The sequence below is a fragment of the Nonomuraea coxensis DSM 45129 genome (assembly GCF_019397265.1).
Lineage (GTDB): Bacteria > Actinomycetota > Actinomycetes > Streptosporangiales > Streptosporangiaceae > Nonomuraea > Nonomuraea coxensis.
Map to the genome: position 1 here is coordinate 1,939,243 of NZ_CP068985.1, position 19,874 is coordinate 1,959,116.

The window sequence follows — 19,874 nt, forward strand, 5'->3', positions numbered from 1 at the left end:
AACTTCAGGCGGTTAAAGCAAGTTCTGCCAGTTCAAGGCGCGCGAGATGGCTGGTACGACCTCGATCGAGGGGCTGGTTGTTCCACCAGGCGTCGAGGCGGATCAGGTTGAGAGCGACGGCTGAGAAGACGTGTTCGAGGTGGACTTTGGCGATGCCCCGGTAGCGGGCGCGGCGAAGACCGGTGACCGCGATGGCCTGGCGGACCGTACCCTCGACCCCGGCGCGGATCTTGTACTTGTCCTGCCACTGTCGGCTGGTCTGCTCAGCGCGGGCAGCTTGCAGGGCCTGCTCGATCGGCCGTGGGTGAAGGGTGAGCTGACGACGTTCCCGGCTGGAGGTCGTGCAGAGCGCGCGGACCGGACATGGACGGCAGGACGTGGTGGAGAAGGTGACCACGATCGCGTCGCTACCGCGTTGTCGGCACGGGCTCCACGAGGCGCTGGTCTGCCCTCGAGGACAAGTGACCTGCTGGTTTGCCCAGTCCACCGTGAACGAGGTTCGGTCATAGCCGCTCTGGGCACGCGCCTGAGGCGAGTGATCAAGTAAGACGGGCGTCACGAGGGTCAGGCCGTAGACCTCACCCGCTCCGACGATCAGTTCCGCCGAAGCGTAGCCGGAGTCGACGTAGTGCTCGCGCGGTAGCAGCCCACGTCGGCGCAGGTGCTGATGGACCTTCTCGGTCATCGTCACGTCGGGCACGGTGGCGTCCGTGGTCGCCACGTTCGTGATCAAGTTCGGCGGTGCGATTGCCTGGCCGAGGCTGATGTTCTCACGCTCCGCGGCCTCATCCACGGTGTCCACGTCGTTCGTGGTGTGGCAGGTTTCGCTGATGTGGACCTTGTAGCCGTTCCAGAAGAAGTCGTCGCCCTTGGCCGCCCATCTGGCATCGGTGTCGTAAGGAGAGGTCAGACGCGATCTGCCCGGCGGCAGTCCCTCTCCACCGTCTTCGAGGGGCCGCCGCCGCTTGACCACCTCCCGTCCCTTCCTGTCGGTGACGCGTACATAGTTTTGGATCAACATGACCCGCAGCGCCTGCACGGCGGGCAGATTCCGCAGCCAGAGCGGAGAGAACGGCGCATACACCGCTTCCACCAGCGCATAACCGTCGGCGCCGTAGGCGCGCGCAAGCTCTTCGCGTCTGGTCTGTGATGACGGCAGCCGCCAGGAGTCGATGCGGGCGCGGTAGCGTTCAGCCCATCCAGGCAGCTCGAGAACTCTGCTGATCCAGCCGGGGTCGGCGGCCGAGATCGCCTCCAACGCTGCGCGGACGCATTCCCCGGCCAGCTCCAGCCGGTTCAGGTCCCGGACCGCGCTGATCACATGGGTGGAGTCGGTACGCATCTTGCCGCCCGCCCCGATCAGGCCCTTACCGGCGAGCTTGGCGAGCAGCAGGTCCAGAGCCTTCTCCTCCAAACCGTGGGCGACCACCCGAGTCCGGAACTCACTCAGCACACTGGCGTCGAACCCGGGATCATCCAACGCCAGCCCGAGCACGTATTTCCAGCTCAAGTCCGCTCGCACGGTCTCGGCGGCCTGCCGGTCGGTCAGATTTTCCACCCGCTGCAACACCGTGATCAACGCCAGCCGGCCCGGTGACCAGCCCGGCTTACCCTCCACCGCGAATGCAGCGGCGAACTCCGCGTCGGCGAACAACTCACCCAGCTCATCCCGGACCCGGACGGGTAGCGGCGGCTGCCGCTTGCCGCTATACATCGACCGAATCGCCGCCGCGATCATCGGATCCGGCTCCGGCCAGGATCGGGGCTGCATCGACACCGACCACTCCATCCACGGCCGGGAGGAGGGGGAGACCCGGCCGTGCACCGCATGATCCCGGACGTCAAAGACTCAGGTCACGAACCTACAGCCGCGTGTCGCGAGTTAACCAGCAGGATCGCGACCTTCGCCAAAACCCACCACGCCAGCGGCAAGAAGAAAACCAAGACCGAGAGAAAGATCCACAAGCAGCGTCAGAAGCAATACGCCAAACAGAAACGAGAAATAACGGCATGGAAGAAGCGCGAAGCGCAAAGGTCTCGCTACTACAGCCGTGACGCTCACATCAAGAAGGAAGATATAGAGGCCTTCCGCTGGCAGTTGGCCAACGCAGGCGGTGTCACCGACGGCGCACCGATGGCCTCGTTCAATGCAAGGCGCGGGTACGCCAACCCGAGACCTCAGCCTAGAAAGTACAAGACGCCGGACTGCAACAGCTTTGTGCCAGGAACGAAAGTCCTTATGAAGGACGGCACCCCCAAGGCCATCGAGGACGTCAGGATCGGTGACACCGTCATGGCAACGGATCCCGAGACTGAGACGACGTCGGCGAAGGCCGTGACGGCACTCCTTGCCAACGAAGGCGGTAAAAATCTCGTTGAGCTGACCATCCGGACAAGCGACGGAGGGGACAAGAAGACAGGTGAGGGCGACCAGGCCGCCAGCACGGTGACCGCCACCTACCAGCACCCGTTCTGGATTCCCGACCTGCGGGAATGGGTCGATGCCGGCGACCTCCGGCCAGGCATGTGGCTGCGAACCTCCGCTGGAACGCACGTCCAGGTCACGGCCGTCAAAAAGTGGAGCGCCACCCAGCGGGTGCACAACCTGACTGTCGCCGACCTGCACACGTACTATGTGCTCGCGGGCGGTACGCCGGTCCTGGTTCACAACTGCGACGGCGATGTTCATTGGGTCAACGAGAACGCCAACATGAGTTCCACGGCGCGGGCTTATGATGCGGGTGCGGCGGGTTCCAGAGCTGGCGTGGCTCCGGCGCTGCAGTATTATAAGGCTGGCGGAAAGAGCCTGTCGCAGATCAAGTTCGATGGGTTTGATGCGGCCAATGGAGTGATGATCGACCGAAAGGTGAGCGTTACGACTTTCAATAAGACATACCGGCAGGCCATGAATCAATCTCTAGCGCTTGAGCAAAACGGTTACACGGGTCGATGGGAAGTCCCCACTGCAGCCGAGGCGGTGCGGGCTCGGAAGGTCCTCGGCGACCTCCTGATCACCAACATTCAAGTGAGGGTTGTTCCCTGATGGATGTCAACAAGGTTCTGGTTCGCGCATTCGTGAGCGTCGTCGTCTCGATAGACTTGACGGACGATGAAGACATTGATCCGGACATCGCGACGGACATTCTCGAGCCGGCTGCCGCTCTGTTTCGCGATCTCCCGGAAGAGGGGCGTCGGGAAGTCACTTCTCTGATCCTTGAGTGCGCCGAACTGGAAGAAAACCCGGAGCGTCAGAGGGCAATTCTGGGGCTCCCGGAAGCCATCGGCCTTCTCGGCGAAGGCTGACCTCGATGACTCACGAGGTGGTCGTCCCTTCTGATCGATTTCGGCTGATGTAGTTTTCTGCCTGATCGTCCTGTTCGATCCGGGCGAGTGGCGCGCCGAAGCAGACGATATCAACTCGATAGAGATGGCTCGAGCTTCTCTCGAGCATGCCGTTGCACTAAGCCATGGACTCCATGAAGGGGCCTATCACGTTATCCCTTTTCTGATCGAGCTACTTCGCCTCCGGGAGTCTCGCGCGAAAGCCGAGGTCTACAACCTTCTAGTGGAGATAGCATACTCTGAGCCGTTTGATGGGGCTGACGCGGTTGTCGGTGATGACGGTCGCACACCTGTCGCTCTAAGCACCGCCTGCCGCGAGCGACTAATGCAGGTGCTTCCCGTCGCATGGCATGATCTCGCCAACGACGACGATGAGGACGTCCTTTTTCAAGCGATGGATTTCATTGGGGCTGTCGATCCCGACAAACGTCGATTTGTTCACTATCTACGCAATTCGGCTGCCTCATTTAGTGATAAATGCCGTCGTAACGCTGAAGACTGGCTCGCAGAGTACGACAGCACAGATCCTCCCTCGCCGTGAGCAGTGGCGCGCACCACGAGCCCGTCAGTAGCGTTCTGAGGTGCCCCTGATTTTCCGGACACGGTGCCAAGTAGGGTGCTGACTGGTCTGGGAAGGAAGGGTTCGTGGCGGGGAAAATTATTCAGAGGAGTTCAAGGACGAGGTTGTCAAGGCCGTCTTGAACGAGCGGTCGACGATCGGGCAGGCCGCTAAGGATTTCGGTGTATCGCGGCAGTCCGTGCGGAACTGGGTGACCAAGGAGAAGCGCCGCCGGTCGGGGCCTCGTTCAATGCAAGGCGAGGGTACGCCAACCCGAGACCTCAGCCTAAAAAGTTCAAGGCGTCGGACTGCAACAGCTTTGTGCCAGGAACGAAGGTCCTCATGAAGGACGGCACCCTCAAGGCCATCGAGGACGTCAGGATCGGTGACACCGTCATGGCAACGGATCCCGAGACTGAAACGACGTCAGCGAAAGCCGTGACGGCACTCCTTGCCAACGAAGGCGGTAAAAATCTCGTTGAGCTGACCATCCGGACAAGCGACGGAGGCGACACGAAGACAGGCGAGGGCGACCAGGCCGCCAGCACGGTGACCGCCACCTACCAGCACCCGTTCTGGATTCCCGACCTGCGGGAATGGGTCGATGCCAGCGACCTCCGGCCAGGCATGTGGCTGCGAACCTCCGCTGGAACGCACGTCCAGGTCACGGCCGTCAGAAAGTGGAGCGCCACCCAGCAGGTACACAACCTGACTGTCGCCGACCTGCACACGTACTATGTGCTGGCGGGGCAGACTCCGGTCCTGGCTCACAACGCATCCTGTCCGACCTTCACCACTGGAAAGCGAATCAGCGGCCCGCTTCCCGACGCTGGACAGACCTCTCTGTACGCCCTAGTGAAACCCTCGAGCGGCGAATTGCTCAAGTGGGGAATCTCTAAGAATCCCGTCGGTCGCTACAAGAACTCAGAATACGAGGGTGGCGCTGGGATGGTAATCCTCAAGAATTACGACTCTCGACAGGATGCTCTTGACGTAGAGCGGTACATGACGGAGAGGCATCCGGGGCCGCTGAATTTTGGACCACATAGAGGCTCTGTGGCATCTACCCAGTCTTGGGAGAAGGATCTACAGCATGTCACTGGCGGTGGGTTCTTCAGGGACCGCGACGGCTGGTAGACGCTCTATCTACATGAACGCTGGAGGTGGCATGTCATCAAGTCCGTACACTGTGGAAACGGAGAGCGGCGAGTCGTACGAAGGAATTTCGGAAGACTTGCTCTTCGAGTTGATCGGCGAGCTGAGTTACCCCGATAACTCATTCCTTACAGTCGAGTCGCGGGGATCCGGCGATCAGTGGTACGTCGTCGTGACTCTGGATTCAGATGATCGACTTGAAGTGGAGTACCGGAACCCAGAAAAAAATGAACACCGCGTTGTTCCCGGTGGAACGGCATCAAGGATCGCAAGCGATGTGACGATCTGGGTTTCCTCAGTCGTCCCCCACTGAGGAACTGTTGAGCTTCAGGGAATTGATGACAGACGCATGAAGAGCCCCGCTGGAAGATCCTGGCGGGGCTCTTCACGTGGACTGACGGCAACGCTGACGGCAGTGTCAGCGGACGACGGCTACGGCGGGTGGGTCACCAGGGTCGTCGCCGGTCGCATCGAGTGCGTTCCCAAGGGCGTCGATGGCTTGGCGTTGGAGTCGGAGCCGAACATGTAACGGCGCCGTCGGATAGTGGATCTGTCTGAATGCCTGCTTGTGAAGGGGCTTTGGAGGTGCTCAGCCGACTGGAGGAACTGAGCCCTTTTCATCCTGGATAGCGGCCTTCTTCGATGAACTGCAGGACGAGGATGGCCTGCACGATCGTGGTGGCGCGGTGTGGGCAGCAGCACAGCCGGGACAGGACTTTCCGGGTCTTAAGGTGGCAACGGCGCGTTCCCCGCAGGCGCGGATACGGGCGTGGGCGCGGTTGACCGAGCGCTGATGGCGCGACAGCGGCGGCCGCAGCCCATGGCCTCTGAACAGGGTGCAGATGCTGCCGCCCGCGCCTTGATATCCCTTGTCGGCGAAGGTCTTCACCCCTGCCGTGGTCAGCGTGTCGATGAGGCCGGTGGCACGGGCCGCGGTCAGGTCGTGCGTGGCACCGGGCAGCGCGGGCGAGGCCCAGACGAGCTGGTCGGCGGGATCGGCCAGGACCTGCACGTTGACGCCGTGACAGCGGTGTTACCGGAGTAGTACGGGCGTTCGTCGGCCAGCCGGTCGATCGGGATCAAGGTGCCGTCCAGGATGACGTAGGCCAGCAGACCGGCGCGTAAGACGGCCGCGTTGACGTCGTCGGCGAGCGTGGCGAGCAGGTCGGCTGTCTCGCGGGTGTAGCGCCAGGCGGTGCTGGTGCCGACGCCGAAGCTGGCGGCCAGGCGGGGGTAGGTGTCGGCGTTGCGCAGGTGGGCGAGTACGAGCACGGCTTGCCGAGATGGATTCAGCCGTCGCCACCGGCAGCGGCGCTCAGCCCGTTGAGCGCGGATCAGTGCCGCCAGGCGGGTCAGGGTGTGATTGGACTGCGGGATCGCGGCACGGTAAGACAGCAACGAGGCTCTCCGGTAGAGGCATCGGATCTTGGTCGACTGCTGTCTTACCGGGAGCCTCTTCTCATGCCAACCCGTCCCGGTGCCGGCTTCCTGTTGACCAGCGCGATCAGGTTGGAAAAGCCTCGGTAGCACATCAAGTTGGCTGAGGATTTAGGAGGAGCAGGGGTGAGTTTCGATTTGGCCTTCTGGTGGCAGGATTCACCGCCTAACCGAGAGGAAGCGGCCCAGGTCTACGACAAGCTGACCGACGGGCTCGAGGGTGTCGTTGAGGAGAGTCCCGCGATCGAAGCCTTCTATCAAGCAGTGATCTCCATGTTCCCGGATTTGGCTGAGGACAATACGCACGATTCTCCATGGTCTTCCTCCATATACGTGACCCAGGAGTGCGTTATCGTCGCCATCTCTTGGTCCCGCGCGGGTGAGATTTCGTCGATCTTGCTCGAGCTTGCTGCCAAGCACGGGCTGACCGCATACGACCCACAAGATCATGTGGTTCACGAGGCCAGGTGAGAGTAAGCAAACCGTTCATTTGATCTCGCCAACCGATCCTGGTGCCACCAAACCCGGCGACAGCGATGCGAAATGCTTCAGATCTGTGGATCGCCGAGTTATTCCAACTTCCAAGAGAAGTTTAGAGGCGGTATGGACGGTCTATATCTGGGGTCGTGGGAATTTTCGGGGGAACGGGATGACTTTTCGTCCACGTGTGCTCAACTGACAGTCATGAGTGAGCGCTCTGGCTGCGATTGATCGGCTGAGATCCGTACTGTGTCCCATCAGCCTCAATGACCCGCGGGGTGGCCGTCCCTCCTGATCGATTCCGACCGATGGAGGTTTGCTCCTTGGATCTGCCCTACCCTGCATCCCGTCTCGGCCTCTGTCGTCCCTGACCGCCGTCCGCGCCGCCGGTCTCGGGCAGGCCGCTGCTGTCCAGCGTGCAGACGATCGAGGATATCTACCAGGAGCAGGCAGAGACGTCCGGCCCTTTGGCGGCCGGACGGGTGGTGAGCCCGTCCGGCGGAGGCCGGTGTCAGCCGACCGTGACGACCGGGCCCGAGGTGGCGGGGGAGTCGTCGTCGAGGTCGACTTCCACGCCCATCTCCTCGGCCAGGCGCAGTGCCTCCTCGATCAGCGTCTCCACGATCTGGGACTCGGGGACGGTCTTGATGACCTCGCCCTTGACGAAGATCTGGCCCTTGCCGTTGCCCGAGGCGACCCCGAGGTCGGCCTCGCGGGCCTCGCCGGGGCCGTTGACGACGCAGCCCATCACGGCCACCCGCAGCGGCACCTTCAGGCCCTCAAGGCCGGCCTGCACCTGCTCGGCCAGGGTGTAGACGTCGACCTGGGCGCGTCCGCAGGACGGGCAGGAGACAATCTCGAGGCCGCGCTCGCGCAGGCCCAGCGACTCCAGGATCTGGGTGCCGACCTTGACCTCCTCGACGGGAGGGGCGGACAGCGAGACGCGGATGGTGTCGCCGATGCCCTCGGCGAGCAGGGCGCCGAAGGCGACCGCGGACTTGATCGTGCCCTGGAAGGCCGGGCCCGCCTCGGTCACGCCCAAGTGCAGCGGGTAGTCGCACCTGGCGGCGAGCAGGCGGTAGGCGTTGATCATGACGACGGGGTCGTTGTGCTTGACCGAGATCTTGATGTCGCGGAAGCCGTGCTCCTCGAACAGCGAGCACTCCCACAGGGCGGACTCGACCAGCGCCTCGGGAGTGGCCTTGCCGTACTTCTCCAGCAGGCGGGGGTCGAGGGAGCCGGCGTTGACGCCGATGCGGATGGGCACGCCGTGGTCGGCGGCGGCCCTGGCGATCTCGCCCACCTTGTCGTCGAACTTCTTGATGTTGCCCGGGTTGACCCGGACGGCGGCGCAGCCCGCCTCGATGGCGGCGAAGACGTACTTCGGCTGGAAGTGGATGTCGGCGATCACGGGGATCTGCGACTTCTTCGCGATGAGAGGCAGCGCTTCGGCGTCGTCCTGGGACGGCACCGCCACGCGCACGATCTGGCAGCCGGACGCGGTCAGCTCGGCGATCTGCTGCAGCGTGGAGTTGACGTCGGCGGTCACCGTGGTCGTCATCGACTGCACCGAGACCGGCGCGTCGCCGCCCACGGGCACGTTGCCCACCATGATCTGGCGTGAGTGGCGGCGTTCGGCGAGCGGCTTGGGACGGACCGTCGGGATGCCGAGAGCTACGGAAGACATTTCAACCCTTACTGTGGCGACGGATTCAAGTTTATGTAGCTAGCGGGACTGCCCCGCCGTGAGCTCGGCCGCACGGGCGCGGGCCCAGGCGTCGGCCGCGAGCACCTCCTCGACGGACTCGGCCGCGGTGACCTGGTGCTCCTCGACCACCCTGGCGACCGTGTCGACGATCGCCAGGAACGGCAGCCTGCCCCCCAGGAACGCCTCCACGCACACCTCGTTGGCGGCGTTGTAGACGGCGGGCGCGGTGCCGCCCTCGGAGCCGACGTGCCTGGCCAGGGCGACCGACGGGAACGCCACGTCGTCGAGGGGCTCGAAGGTCCAGGTGTGGGCCTCGGTCCAGTCGACGCCGCGGGCGGCGCCGGGGACGCGGTGCGGATGGCCGAGCGCGAGCGCGATCGGCAGGCGCATGTCGGGCGGGCTGGCCTGGGCCATGGTGGAGCCGTCGACGTACTCGACCATGGAGTGGATGATCGACTGGGGGTGGACCACCACCTCGATGCGGTCGAAGCCCAGGTCGAACAGCAGGTGCGCCTCGATGACCTCCAGCCCCTTGTTGACCAGGGTGGCGGAGTTGACGGTGATGACCGGGCCCATCGACCAGGTGGGGTGGGCCAGCGCCATCTCGGGCGTGACCTCGGTCAGCTCCTCGCGCCGCCGCCCGCGGAACGGCCCGCCGCTCGCGGTGACGACGAGACGCCGGACGCTCGCCGGGTCGTACGCGCCGGGCCCCGCCGCCCACAGGCACTGCTGGAGCGCCGAGTGCTCGGAGTCGACGGGCAGGATCTGGCCGGGCGCGGCCAGCCGCTTGACCAGCGGGCCGCCGATGATCAGGGACTCCTTGTTGGCGAGGGCGAGGGTGCGGCCCGCCTCCAGCGCGACCAGCGTGGAGGTGAGCCCGAGCGCGCCGGTGATGCCGTTGAGCACGGTGTCGCAGCGCCAGGCGGCCGCCTCGGCGACCCCCTCGGGGCCGGCCAGCACCTTGGGCCGGACGCCGTGCGCGTCCAGCGCCTCCTTGAGCGCGGGCACCGCCGCGGGGTCGGCCACCGCCACCGCCTCGACGCCGAACTCGGCCGCCTGCCGGGCGAGCAGGCCGACCTTGGCGCCGCCGGCGGCCAGCGCCACGACCTCGAAGCGGCCTTGGGCGGCGGCTATGACGTCGAGGGTCTGCGTGCCTATGGAGCCGGTGGAGCCGAGCAGGACGACGGACCTTGCGGGGGGACGGTGGGTCTCTGCGTGCACCTGTCCATTGTCCCCGGTTCGGGACGCGCACGGGCACGGGGTGCGGTACGTCCCGAAATTCGTTTACGCATGTGACGGCAGAGAACGGGCCGTATTTGTGTCGGAATATGGCTATATCGGTATGCGCATATCTTGAGAAATTCGCTTATTGCGGCGGCTACCTTCCAACCTCACGTCCGGTTTCTGGAGGTACGTAATGCGTCGCAGGCTCGCTCTGCTCTCCACCCTCGCCCTCGCCTCGGGAAGCGTCGCCGCGCTGCTGCCCGCGACCACGGCCCAGGCCCAGGTCCAGGCTCAGGTCCGGCCGAGGCCCGCCCAGCACGCGGCAGCGGACTCGGCCGCCGAGCGCCGGCAGGTCGTGCGCTACTGGACGGCGACGAGGATGGAGGCCGCCGAGCCGCTGACCCCGCCCACCCCGGCCAAGGGCGCCAAACTGTCGGCCGCCGACGTGACCGCCGCGTCCGCAGGGGCCCAGCCCACGGCGGGCCCGTCCGCAGGGGGCCCGTCCACTGTGGCGCCTTCCCGGGCGGCCTCGTCGCTCCAGGCCGCGCGGAGCGGGGGCGCTCCCTGGACGGGCGGGGGCGCGGTGGTGAGGACCACCGGCCGGATCTTCTTCACCACGCAGGGCCGCAACGCCTCCTGCTCCGGCTCGGCGGTGACCAGCGCGAACAAGAGCGTGGTGATCACCGCGGGCCACTGCGTCAAGCTGAACGGCGCCTTCCACACCAACTGGGTCTTCGTCCCCGGCTACGACAAGGGCGCGCGCCCGTTCGGCACCTGGGCCGCCACCAAGCTGCTGACCACCCCGCAGTGGAACGCGAGCGAGGACGTCGATCACGACATGGCCGCCGCCGTGGTCGCCCCGCTGGACGGCAGGAGCCTGGTGGACGTCGTGGGCGGCCAGGGCGTGGCCTTCAACCAGCCGCGCCGCCGGCAGATGTACGCCTTCGGCTATCCGGCAGTGGCCCCGTACGACGGTTCGAAGCTGGTCCACTGCAGCGGCCGCGCCTTCGATGACCATCTGCTCTCCGACGACCTCGGCCTGACCTGCGACCAGACCGGCGGCGCGAGCGGCGGCCCCTGGATGCTGAACTTCGACGAGTCGACGGGGCTCGGCACTCTCAACTCGGTGAACAGCTTCAAATACGGCTTCGCCCCCAACTGGATGTTCGGCCCCTATTTCGGGAACGAGGCCCAAGCCGTCTACCAATGGGCGCAAACCACCGGCGTACTCTGAGTAATTCACCGAAAGTAGTCACAACGACACGGGGAGTGCTGCACACTCGGGGGTCATGACTCTGAGCACCCCCCTGCTTGCGGCGGCTCCGCTGGTGGCGGGGCTGATGGGCCCCGCACTCATCGGCGCGGCCCCTGGCCCGCGGCAGGCAGACCCCGTCCCGGCGTCCCATCCGGCCCGGCAACCGGCCGCCGGTCCGGCAGCCGGGCGGCCGGCCGCAACGCCCGCCACGTCCGCCACCGAACCCGTGGTCGAGCACGTGGCCGCGCACACCGCGGCCGAGCAGCGGCGCGTGCTCGACTACTGGACGCCGCGGCGCATGGCGGGGGCCCTGCCCATCGACCTGCTCGACCTGGTGACCGGCGGCGACGGCCTGCTGGGTGGGCTGACCGGCCAGGCTCCGGGGAGGCCCAGGCAAGCGGCGGCGCTGACCCTGCCCGCGCCCGCCGCCTCCAAGCTGCCCATGCCGCGCCGGCAGGCGGCGGCGGCGCCGGCGGCGCCCGCGGCCAGCACGATCGGCGCCCGCTGGGGCGCGGGCGGCGCGGTCTCCAGGACCACCGGGCGGGTGTTCATGACCCTGAACGGCGCCGACTTCGTCTGCTCGGCCAGCACCGTGAAGAGCGCCAACCAGGACGTCGTGGTCACCGCCGGCCACTGCGTCAAGGACGGCGCCGGCGAATGGGCCCAGAACTGGACGTTCGTCCCGGGCTACGGCAGCCGCGGCGAGCAGCCGTACGGCCGCTACGCCGCCCGCCGCATGTTCGTCACCGGCCCGTGGGCGCGCAAGGCCGACGACGACTACGACATCGGCATGGTCGCCCTCGCCCCCTCGGGCGGGAGGCACGCGGCCGAGGCGGTGGGCGCCCAGGAGATCGCCTTCAACGTGCCGCGCGGCGGCCAGGCGTACGGCTTCGGCTATCCGGCGGACCCTCCCTACCGGGGCGACCACCTGGTCTACTGCGCGGGGCGGCTGCGCGACGACCCGTACAAGCAGACCCGTGACCAGGGGCTCGGCTGCGCCATGACGGCCGGCTCCAGCGGCGGCCCCTGGCTGACCGGCTTCGACCCGGCCACCGGCCGCGGCCGGATCACCTCGCTGAGCAGCTTCAAGTACACCGACGACGCGCGCACGATGTACGGCCCGTACTTCGGGGCCGCCGCCAAGGCCCTCTACGACACCGCCCAGCGCTCCTGAGCGCTCGCGCCGGTCGCCGTCCGTCATCGGGCCATTACAGAATGGCAAGCTTTTCGCCATACCGGCCGTCATCGCCCCGTGACCCACGGGAGCATCACAGGGCCCCGCGAAGGGGGCCGACGAACAGGAAGGGGGCCGGGTGAAGCGGGTAGTTGGGGTGGTCGCCGGGATGGCGGCGCTGGTCGCGCTGGTCGCGAACGGGGAGCAGCCGGCGATGGCGGGCAACGCCGCCGGGAGCTCCGCCGTGGGGGCGGCGCACGCGGCGGCGCCCGCCGCGCCGGTGGTCTGGGGCACGTGCCCCCGGGTGACGGGCAAGGCGGTCAACGCCGCGCTCGAATGCGCCACCGTCGAGGTGCCGCTCGACTACAGCCGGCCCTCGGGCCAGTCGATCAAGGTGGCGATCAACCGGATCAGGGCCAAGACGCCGCGGAACGCCGACCGGCTGGGCACGCTGCTGATCAACCCGGGCGGACCGGGGGCGTCCGGGCGGGCGTTGACCGAGTACGTCGCCTCCGGGCTGCCGGCCGGCGTGAGCGAGCGCTACGACGTCGTCGGCTTCGACCCGCGCGGCGTCGGCGCGAGCGAGCCGGCGCTGAGCTGCGTGGACCCGGAGGTCTTCTACCGGGCGCCGCGCCAGGACGCCGTGCCGCACAGCGTCGCCGACGAGCAGCGGCTGCTGGCGCGGGCCGCCACGTACGCCGGCCGCTGCGGCGAGCGCTGGTCCTGGCTGCTGCCGCACCTCAGCACCGAGAACGCGGCCAGGGACATGGACCGGATCCGCGCCGCCCTCGGCGAGGAGAGGATCAGCTACCTGGGCTTCTCGTACGGCACCTACCTCGGCGCCGTCTACGCCACGCTGTTCCCCAAGCGGGTCAAGCGGCTGGTCCTGGACAGCATCGTGGACCCGACCGCGGTGTGGTACCGCTCGAACCTCACCCAGGACCACTCCTTCGAGCGCCGCCACCACCAGTTCCTCACCTGGATCGCCGGGCACCACGACGTCTACAAGCTGGGCCGCACCTTCAGGCAGACGCAGTTCGCCTACTACGCGATGCGCGACCGGCTGCGCACCAGGCCCGCGGGCGGCGTCATGGGGCCGAGCGAGCTGGACGACGCCTTCATCATCACGGGCTACAGCGACCGGGTCTGGCCGCAGTTCGCGCAGGCGTGGTCCGACTACGTCCGGCAGGGCGAGACGAAGGGGCTGCTCGACCTCTACGAGAAGCACGGCAAGAACGACGCCTCCGACGAGAACGGCTACGCCGTCTACCTCGGCGTCCAGTGCCGCGACGCCCGCTGGCCGCGCGAGTGGTCCACGTGGCGGGGGGACATGTACGCGGCGCACCGCACCGCGCCCTTCCTGACCTGGCCGAACACCTGGTTCAACGCCCCGTGCGCCTTCTGGCCGGTGCCCGGCGGCCCTCCCGTCGAGGTGCGCGGGTCCGCGAAGCTGCCGCCGGTCCTCATGCTGCAGGCGCGCGACGACGCGGCGACGCCGTACGCGGGGGCGCTGCGGATGCGGCGGCTCTTCCCGACGGCGAGGCTGGTGATGGACAAGGGCGGCAACCACGGCGTGTCGCTGGCCGGCAACCAGTGCGTGGACCGGCATCTGGCCGCCTACCTGCTCGACGGCACGCTGCCGCGGCGCGACGCGGTGTGCGAGGCGCTGCCCCAGCCGAGCCCGGCCGAGCGGATGGCGGCCCGGCGCGTCCCGGCGGCGGCGGGGCCCGGCGTGGGCGAGCTTCTGGGCGTTCTCGGCCTGCTGAGGCTGCCACACCTGAATTGACGTCAAGAATGGGTCACTGTGGGCTGCGCCGGATGAGCTAATCGGTGACCCTTCGCGTAGTCTGACCATGTGATGCTGCGTACCTCGGCGTCGCGCGTGCTGGACGACAGCGACCGGGACGAAGTCCTCGCCCTGCTGGACACCGATCCGGTCGCCAACGTCTTCGTCTCCTCCCGGGTGCGGGCCGTCGGACTCAATCCGGCGCGGCTCGGCGGGCAGATGTGGGGGTTCGGGCCGCGCGGAGCCCTCGTCTCGCTCTGTTACGCCGGAGCCAACATGGTGCCGGTCAACGCCGGGCCGGAGGCGATCCACGCCTTCGCCGACCGTGCCCGCAGGCAGGGGCGGCGCTGCTCGTCCATCGTCGGCCCGGCCGACGCCGTGTCGCTGCTGTGGGAGCGGCTGGAGCCGCACTGGGGGCGGGCGCGGGCCATCCGCTGGGCGCAGCCGGTCATGGCGATCTCGCGCAAGCCGCCGGTGCCCGCCGACCCGTGGGTGCGCCGGGTGCGGCCGGAGGAGTTCGACATCCTGCTGCCGGCGTGCGTGGCCATGTTCACCGAGGAGGTCGGCGTCTCGCCCAACCTCGGCGACGGCGGCGCGCTCTACCGCACGCGGGTCGCCGAGCTGATCAGGATCGGCCGCTCCTACGCGCGCATCGAGAACGGCCGGGTCGTCTTCAAGGCCGAGGTGGGCGCGGTCACGCCGCAGGCGTGCCAGATCCAGGGCGTGTGGGTGGACCCGGAGCTGCGCGGGCGCGGGCACGCGGTGGCCGGCATGGCGGCGGTCGTGGAGGCGGCCAGGGAGTGCTTCGCCCCCGTCGTCAGCCTCTACGTCAACGACTACAACCGCTCGGCCCGCGCGGTCTACAAGAAGGTGGGCTTCACCGAGGTCGACACCTTCATGTCGGTGCTTTTCTGAGCGCGCTCCCTAGACGCGCACCAGCTTGTCGAACAGGCGGGCCAGCTCGGTGTCCGGGTCGGCGGTGAGGCCCGCGTGCACGGGGCCGGACTGCACGATCGTGCTGCGGGGCGCGGTGAGCCAGCGGAACCTGCCGCCCAGCGGCTCGGCCGCGAGCGGGCCCGGCTGCTCGCCGCAGGCCAGCTCGTACGCGGTGAGCGCCCGGCGCACCGCGGAGACGTCGGCCGACGGGTCGAGCGCCCGCAGCCGGGCCGCGTCCAGCTCGACCCGGGCGCACAGGTAGCCGCGCGGCTGGCAGTAGAGCAGCACGCCCACGTTGATCTGCTCGCCCCGTTCGATCCTCGGAATGACGCGGATCACCGCGTACTCGTAGACGTCCCTGCTCACCGGCCGCCTCCCCGCCAGAACTCGCCGACCGAACCCGGCCCGGAACGCTGCTCCCGCCGCTCGCCGCGCACCAGCCACCCGCCCGGCCCGTGGGCGCGGGCCAGCAGATGCTCGACGTACGCGTCCCGCACCGCCCCGGGCCCGTCGAAGCCCGGCTCGCCGGCCAGCCACTCGTCGGGCACCAGCGCCGTCACGGTCTCCAGCAGCTCGCGGGTGATCCTGGCGGCCAGGTGGGCGCCCGCGGCGGCGACGTCGCCGGCGTAGGGGGCCAGCACGTGCTCGGCGGCGTCGAACGGCCGTTGCGGATCGGCGGTCGGCCAGTTGTGGTGGAACCACAGGGACGCGCCGTGGTCGATCAGCCAGGTGTCGCGGTGCCAGATCAGCAGGTTGGGGTTGCGCCAGCTCCGGTCGATGTTGTGGATGAGGCCGTCGAACCACACCACCCGGGCCGCGAACACCGGATCGGCCACCCACGCCAGCGGCTCGAACCCGAGCGCGCCCGGCAGGAAGTCGACCGCCAGGTTGAGCCCGGCGCTGGCCTTGAGGAGGTCCTGGACCTCCTCGTCGGGCTCGCGGGCGCCGAGCTGCGGGTCGATGTCGACGAGCTTGAGGTCAGGGGTGCGCAGCCCCAGCCTGCGGGCCAGCTCGCCGGCGATGATCTCGGCGACCAGCACCCGCCGGCCCTGCCCCGCCTCGCGGAACTTGACGACGTAGGTGCCCAGGTCGTCGGCCTCGACGACGCCGGGCAGCGAGCCGCCCTCCCGCAGCGGGGTGACGTAACGCGTGGCTGCGATCCTATCCAGCACGACACGAGGCTATCGCCCATCGGACGTACTTTCGTCCCTCGGCGTCACAGCTTCCCGCCCGGCCGGGTGGGGCTGGCCGGGTCAGAGCTTGGCGATGACCTCCTCGGCGAAGCGCTCCATGGCCGCGAGCTTGAGCTCCAGCGTGCCCTCGCCGTGCCTGGCCTTCTCCTCCGGCGTGGCGAGCCACCAGGGGGCGGCCAGCGTGCCGGTCACGCCCTTGGCGGCGTAGCGGCGGTAGGTCCCGGCGTCGGGCAGCTCGGCCAGGGGCGCGATGACGTCGAACGGCTCGCCGTCCCTGCCGTTCTCGGCCAGCAGCCGGCGCAGGGTGGCGAGCACCGGGTCGAGCTCGTCCTCGGTGTAGATGCGGTTGCCGATCCAGCCGTCGCCGAGCCGGGCGGCGCGGCGCAGGGCGGCCTCGCTGTCGCCGCCGACGTACACGGGGACGGGAGCGGCCGGGACCGGCGAGATCGACAGCTCCGGCAGGCCGTCGAGCGTGACGCGCTCGCCCGCCCACAGCGCCCGCAGCACCGGCAGCATGGCGTCCAGGCGCCGGCCGCGCGTGTGGAAGTCCTGCCCGGTGCCGGTGAACTCCTCCTTGCACCAGCCCACCCCGACCCCGAACGTCACCCGGCCGCCCGACAGCACCGCCGCCGTGGACACCTGCTTGGCCACGGTGAACAGGTCGCGGGCGGGCGCGATGTAGACGTTGGGGGAGAAGCGCAGCGTGCCGGTGACCGCGGCCATCGCCCCGATCGTCACCCACACGTCCGGCCAGTGCGTGGCGGCGTTCCAGCGGGGCCGGCCCGACCGCGAGTACGGGTAGGGCGTGTCGAAGTCGGCGTAGAACAGGTGGTCGGAGAGCGTCAGCGTGTCGAACCCGCAGCGTTCCGCGGCCCGCGCCAGCTCGGTGAACTGGCCGGTGTCGACGAAGGAGGCGGCCAGCCAGATCTTCATCGCGGCTGCGTCGTTCATCAGATACCTCCGAGGAAACCCTCGTCTTCAGGCGGGGAGGAATCGGACTCCTGCGGGGCAGGGCAGGAGCAGGCGTTACGCCGTCAGGCGGACCGCCGTCATTTTTCGGAATCTGCCGGTGCGCGAGTGATCTCGCACATAGAATCGAAAGGTGGCGCAGCTGGTGAAGCGGGCCTACAAGTACCGCTTCTATCCGACCCCTGAGCAGTCCGAGGAGCTTGTCCGGACGTTCGGCTGCGTGCGCCTGGTCTACAACAAGGCATTGGAAGAGCGGACCCGCGCCTACAGGTTGGAAGGCCGTGGCGTCTCCTACGCGGAGTCGTCGGCCGCGCTGACCGCGTGGAAGAAGACGCCGAAGCTGGCGTTCTTGTGCGAGGTGTCGTCGGTGCCGTTGCAGCAGACGCTGCGGCATCTGCAGGCGGCGTTCGCGAACTTCTTCGCCAAGCGGGCCAAGTACCCGACGTTCAAGAGCAGAAAGCGGTCGCGGGCGTCGGCCGAATACACCCGCTCGGCGTTCCGCTGGCGCGACGGCCGGCTCACCCTGGCCAAGATGGACGCGCCGCTGGACATCGTGTGGTCGCGTCCGCTGCCCGAGGGGGCCGAGCCGTCCACGGTCACCGTGTCCAGGGACCCGGCCGGGCGGTGGTTCGTGTCCCTCCTGGTGGAGGAGAAAATTGCGCCTTTGCCGCCGGTCGAGCGGTCGACGGGCCTGGACGCCGGCCTCACCGCCCTGGCGACGCTGTCGTGCGGCGAGCAGATCGCCAACCCGCGTCATGAGCGTCGTGAGCGGCGCAGGCCGGCCAAGGCGCAGCGGGCGCTGGCCCGTAAGGAGAAGGGGTCGAAGAACCGGGCCAAGGCCCGGCTGAAGGTGGCACGGGTGCACGCCCGGATCGCCGACCGCAGGCGGGACTATCTGCACAAGGTCACCACACGGCTGGTTTCCGAGAATCAAGTGATCGCCGTGGAGGACCTGGCCGTCCGCAACATGGTCAAAAACCGCAGGCTGGCCCGAGCCATCTCCGACGCCGGCTGGCGGGAACTGCGCGGCATGCTGGAGTACAAGACAGCCTGGTACGGCCGCACCCTGGTGGTGATGGACCGCTGGTTCCCCTCCTCCAAACTGTGCTCGCTCTGCGGGGCCCTGCAGGAAGAGCTGCCGTTGAACGTTCGCGAGTGGACCTGTGCTTGCGGCGCGGTGCATGACCGGGAGGTGAACGCGGCCCGGAACATACTGCTCGCCGCCGGGCCGGCGGAGAGCTGAAACGCCTGTGGAGCTGGTGTAAGACCTCAAGCGGGAGTCCTCCTCTCGCGGCGGGCGACCGGCGATGAAGCAGGAAGACCGACCGGCGACGGTCGGAATCCTCCTCGTTCACGAGGGGGAGGAAGTCAACGGAACTCGGGGGCGACCTTGGTGGCGAACAGTTCGAGGTTGCGCTTGACGGTGTCCAGCGGCAGGACGCCCTGCTGGCCCTGCATGTAGAGGCCGAACCACTCCAGGTCGGGCATGCGGTCGAGCATGCGCTGGATGCCGCGCTTGACGTCGTCGGGGGTGCCGAACAGCGCCATCTCGACCTCCTTCATGCGCTTGGCGTCGCCCTTCTCCGGCGAGATGGGCTTGTGCTTCTCGTCCTCCTTCTTGCGCAGCACCTCCAGGTAGCCGAAGGGGCCGAAGAAGGCGGCGAAGTCCTTGGGGATGCTGCGGCCGAAGGTGTTGACGGCCTGCTCGGCGGTGTCCGCGATGCCGACGATCTTGAGGATGCCGGTGTGCTCGCCGAGCTTGTAGTCGCGGCCCTGGCGGGCGGACTCCTCCTGGTAGAGCTTGGCCTTGGCGGCGTGGTCGTCGGGGTTGGGGGTGAACATCCACGGCAGGATGTTCTCCTGGGCCGCCCTGATCACCGACCGGTCCGAGATGGTGAACGGCTGCCACAGCTCCGGGTGGGGGTTCTGGTAGGGCCGGGGGCAGACGGAGACGGAGACGACCTTGCCGTCCTCGTCCAGCTCGCCGGGCGCGCCGAAGGTCTTCGTCCACTCCTGGGCGGGCCAGCCCTCGATGCCCTCGTACGGGTAGGGCACCTGGTAGTCCAGCACGTCCGACTTGTAGCGGATCGTCTCCTGCGTCCACGCCATCTTCATGATCTTCAGCACCTCGCCGAAGACGTCGAAGTTGCGCGTGTCGGAGGCCGAGCCGTCGGAGCGGGCGGCGGCCGCGTGCCAGCGCTGGCCGAGCACGTTCATCCAGCGGTTCTGGTAGCCGCGGGCCACGCCCAGCCGCAGCCGGCCCTTGCAGAACTGGTCGAGCAGCGCCACGTCCTCGGCCGCCCTGATCGGGTCCCAGGCGGGCAGCACCAGGCCGAGCGGGGCGAGCAGAATACGTTCTGTGCGGGCGGCGAGGTCGGTGAGGAACATCAGCGGGTTGACCGAGAACTCCATGCCCTCCGAGTGGAAGTGGTGCTCGGTCATCATCAGCGCGTCGAACCCGAGCTGGTCGGCCAGCACCGCTATCTCCCGCACCTCGTGCAGCAGATTCTGGTACGACTCCGTGTCCCGTCCGATCGGGCGCCTGGCCTTGGCGTTCTCCTCGGCCGCGTATCCGGAGCCTGGAACCTGCGGGTTAAGGAAGATGGAAAACTTCACCGGGGACCTCTTTCCGCGGAGTGTTCCTACGCAAGGTACT

General features: G+C 67.8%; 17 protein-coding genes and 2 pseudogenes. 11 read left to right on the plus strand and 8 right to left on the minus strand.

Going from position 1 to position 19,874, the window contains the following annotated elements:
* Positions 1 to 4: 4 nt before the first annotated feature.
* Positions 5 to 1,771 (minus strand): IS1182 family transposase, encoded by a 1,767-nt coding sequence (locus Nocox_RS09360; RefSeq protein WP_157383376.1) that lies wholly within the window; start codon positions 1,769 to 1,771, stop codon positions 5 to 7.
* Between the two features lie 57 nt (positions 1,772 to 1,828).
* Between Nocox_RS09360 and Nocox_RS09365 the strand changes: the two genes are divergently transcribed.
* The 5 genes from Nocox_RS09365 (at position 1,829) to Nocox_RS09385 (ending at position 5,369) form a co-directional block, all read left to right on the plus strand.
* Entirely contained in the window at positions 1,829 to 3,043 is a 1,215-nt protein-coding gene (locus tag Nocox_RS09365) for a polymorphic toxin-type HINT domain-containing protein (protein ID WP_085996061.1), read from the plus strand.
* Positions 3,043 to 3,303 carry a hypothetical protein gene (locus tag Nocox_RS09370; protein WP_020546240.1) on the plus strand — a complete coding sequence of 87 codons (261 nt, stop codon included), beginning with the start codon at positions 3,043 to 3,045 and terminating at the stop codon, positions 3,301 to 3,303. The genes Nocox_RS09365 and Nocox_RS09370 overlap by 1 nt, the downstream gene beginning before the upstream one ends.
* Before the next feature lie 737 nt (positions 3,304 to 4,040).
* On the plus strand, positions 4,041 to 4,247 hold the full coding sequence (locus Nocox_RS44115; RefSeq protein WP_425517759.1) for a hypothetical protein: 207 nt from the start codon (positions 4,041 to 4,043) through the stop codon (positions 4,245 to 4,247).
* Positions 4,244 to 5,038 carry a polymorphic toxin-type HINT domain-containing protein gene (locus Nocox_RS09380; protein WP_020546242.1) on the plus strand — a complete coding sequence of 265 codons (795 nt, stop codon included), beginning with the start codon at positions 4,244 to 4,246 and terminating at the stop codon, positions 5,036 to 5,038. Before Nocox_RS44115 ends, Nocox_RS09380 begins: the two co-directional genes overlap by 4 nt.
* Complete coding sequence (locus Nocox_RS09385) at positions 4,995 to 5,369, plus strand: hypothetical protein (RefSeq protein ID WP_157383375.1); 375 nt, start codon at positions 4,995 to 4,997, stop codon at positions 5,367 to 5,369. The genes Nocox_RS09380 and Nocox_RS09385 overlap by 44 nt, the downstream gene beginning before the upstream one ends.
* 304 nt (positions 5,370 to 5,673) lie before the next feature.
* Here Nocox_RS09385 and Nocox_RS09390 read toward each other — a convergent pair.
* Positions 5,674 to 6,454: pseudogene (locus tag Nocox_RS09390) on the minus strand (transposase family protein).
* A 165-nt stretch (positions 6,455 to 6,619) separates the two neighbouring features.
* Between Nocox_RS09390 and Nocox_RS09395 the strand changes: the two are divergent.
* A complete protein-coding gene (locus tag Nocox_RS09395) occupies positions 6,620 to 6,964 on the plus strand; it encodes a hypothetical protein (RefSeq protein ID WP_020546244.1) in 345 nt (114 codons plus the stop codon).
* 520 nt (positions 6,965 to 7,484) lie between these two features.
* Here the strand turns inward: Nocox_RS09395 and ispG are convergent.
* Both ispG and dxr read right to left on the minus strand, forming a co-directional pair.
* A complete protein-coding gene (gene ispG / locus Nocox_RS09400; protein ID WP_020546245.1) occupies positions 7,485 to 8,660 on the minus strand; it encodes a flavodoxin-dependent (E)-4-hydroxy-3-methylbut-2-enyl-diphosphate synthase in 1,176 nt (391 codons plus the stop codon).
* Between the two features lie 39 nt (positions 8,661 to 8,699).
* The gene (gene dxr, locus Nocox_RS09405) at positions 8,700 to 9,902 is read right to left on the minus strand and encodes a 1-deoxy-D-xylulose-5-phosphate reductoisomerase (protein ID WP_020546246.1); all 1,203 of its coding nucleotides are present in this window, start codon (positions 9,900 to 9,902) and stop codon (positions 8,700 to 8,702) included.
* 196 nt (positions 9,903 to 10,098) lie between these two features.
* Between dxr and Nocox_RS09410 the strand changes: the two genes are divergently transcribed.
* The 4 genes from Nocox_RS09410 (at position 10,099) to Nocox_RS09425 (ending at position 15,035) form a co-directional block, all read left to right on the plus strand.
* Positions 10,099 to 11,139 (plus strand): trypsin-like serine peptidase, encoded by a 1,041-nt coding sequence (locus tag Nocox_RS09410; protein ID WP_020546247.1) that lies wholly within the window; start codon positions 10,099 to 10,101, stop codon positions 11,137 to 11,139.
* Between the two features lie 55 nt (positions 11,140 to 11,194).
* Entirely contained in the window at positions 11,195 to 12,334 is a 1,140-nt protein-coding gene (locus tag Nocox_RS09415; RefSeq protein ID WP_063711700.1) for a trypsin-like serine peptidase, read from the plus strand.
* 139 nt (positions 12,335 to 12,473) lie between these two features.
* A complete protein-coding gene (locus Nocox_RS09420; RefSeq protein ID WP_026214961.1) occupies positions 12,474 to 14,120 on the plus strand; it encodes an alpha/beta hydrolase in 1,647 nt (548 codons plus the stop codon).
* Positions 14,121 to 14,192: 72 nt separating this feature from the next.
* Positions 14,193 to 15,035 (plus strand): GNAT family N-acetyltransferase, encoded by an 843-nt coding sequence (locus tag Nocox_RS09425; RefSeq protein WP_026214962.1) that lies wholly within the window; start codon positions 14,193 to 14,195, stop codon positions 15,033 to 15,035.
* Between the two features lie 9 nt (positions 15,036 to 15,044).
* Here the strand turns inward: Nocox_RS09425 and Nocox_RS09430 are convergent, their stop codons facing one another.
* The 3 genes from Nocox_RS09430 to Nocox_RS09440 form a co-directional block, all read right to left on the minus strand.
* On the minus strand, positions 15,045 to 15,422 hold the full coding sequence (locus Nocox_RS09430; RefSeq protein ID WP_020546251.1) for a DUF3037 domain-containing protein: 378 nt from the start codon (positions 15,420 to 15,422) through the stop codon (positions 15,045 to 15,047).
* The gene (locus tag Nocox_RS09435) at positions 15,419 to 16,228 is read right to left on the minus strand and encodes a HipA family kinase (RefSeq protein WP_020546252.1); all 810 of its coding nucleotides are present in this window, start codon (positions 16,226 to 16,228) and stop codon (positions 15,419 to 15,421) included. Before Nocox_RS09435 ends, Nocox_RS09430 begins: the two co-directional genes overlap by 4 nt.
* An 81-nt stretch (positions 16,229 to 16,309) precedes the next feature.
* Positions 16,310 to 17,200, minus strand: coding sequence for a TIGR03619 family F420-dependent LLM class oxidoreductase (locus tag Nocox_RS09440; protein WP_246649755.1), 891 nt, complete (start codon positions 17,198 to 17,200; stop codon positions 16,310 to 16,312).
* Between the two features lie 151 nt (positions 17,201 to 17,351).
* Here Nocox_RS09440 and Nocox_RS09445 point away from each other — a divergent pair.
* Positions 17,352 to 18,639, plus strand: a pseudogene (locus Nocox_RS09445) (RNA-guided endonuclease InsQ/TnpB family protein).
* On the opposite strand, the gene Nocox_RS09450 reads toward Nocox_RS09445, so the two are convergent.
* Positions 18,587 to 19,834, minus strand: a complete 1,248-nt coding sequence (locus Nocox_RS09450) for an LLM class flavin-dependent oxidoreductase (RefSeq protein WP_020544274.1) — start codon at positions 19,832 to 19,834, stop codon at positions 18,587 to 18,589. The pseudogene Nocox_RS09445 and the gene Nocox_RS09450 sit on opposite strands and share 53 nt — an antisense overlap.
* Between the last annotated feature and the right edge of the window lie 40 nt (positions 19,835 to 19,874).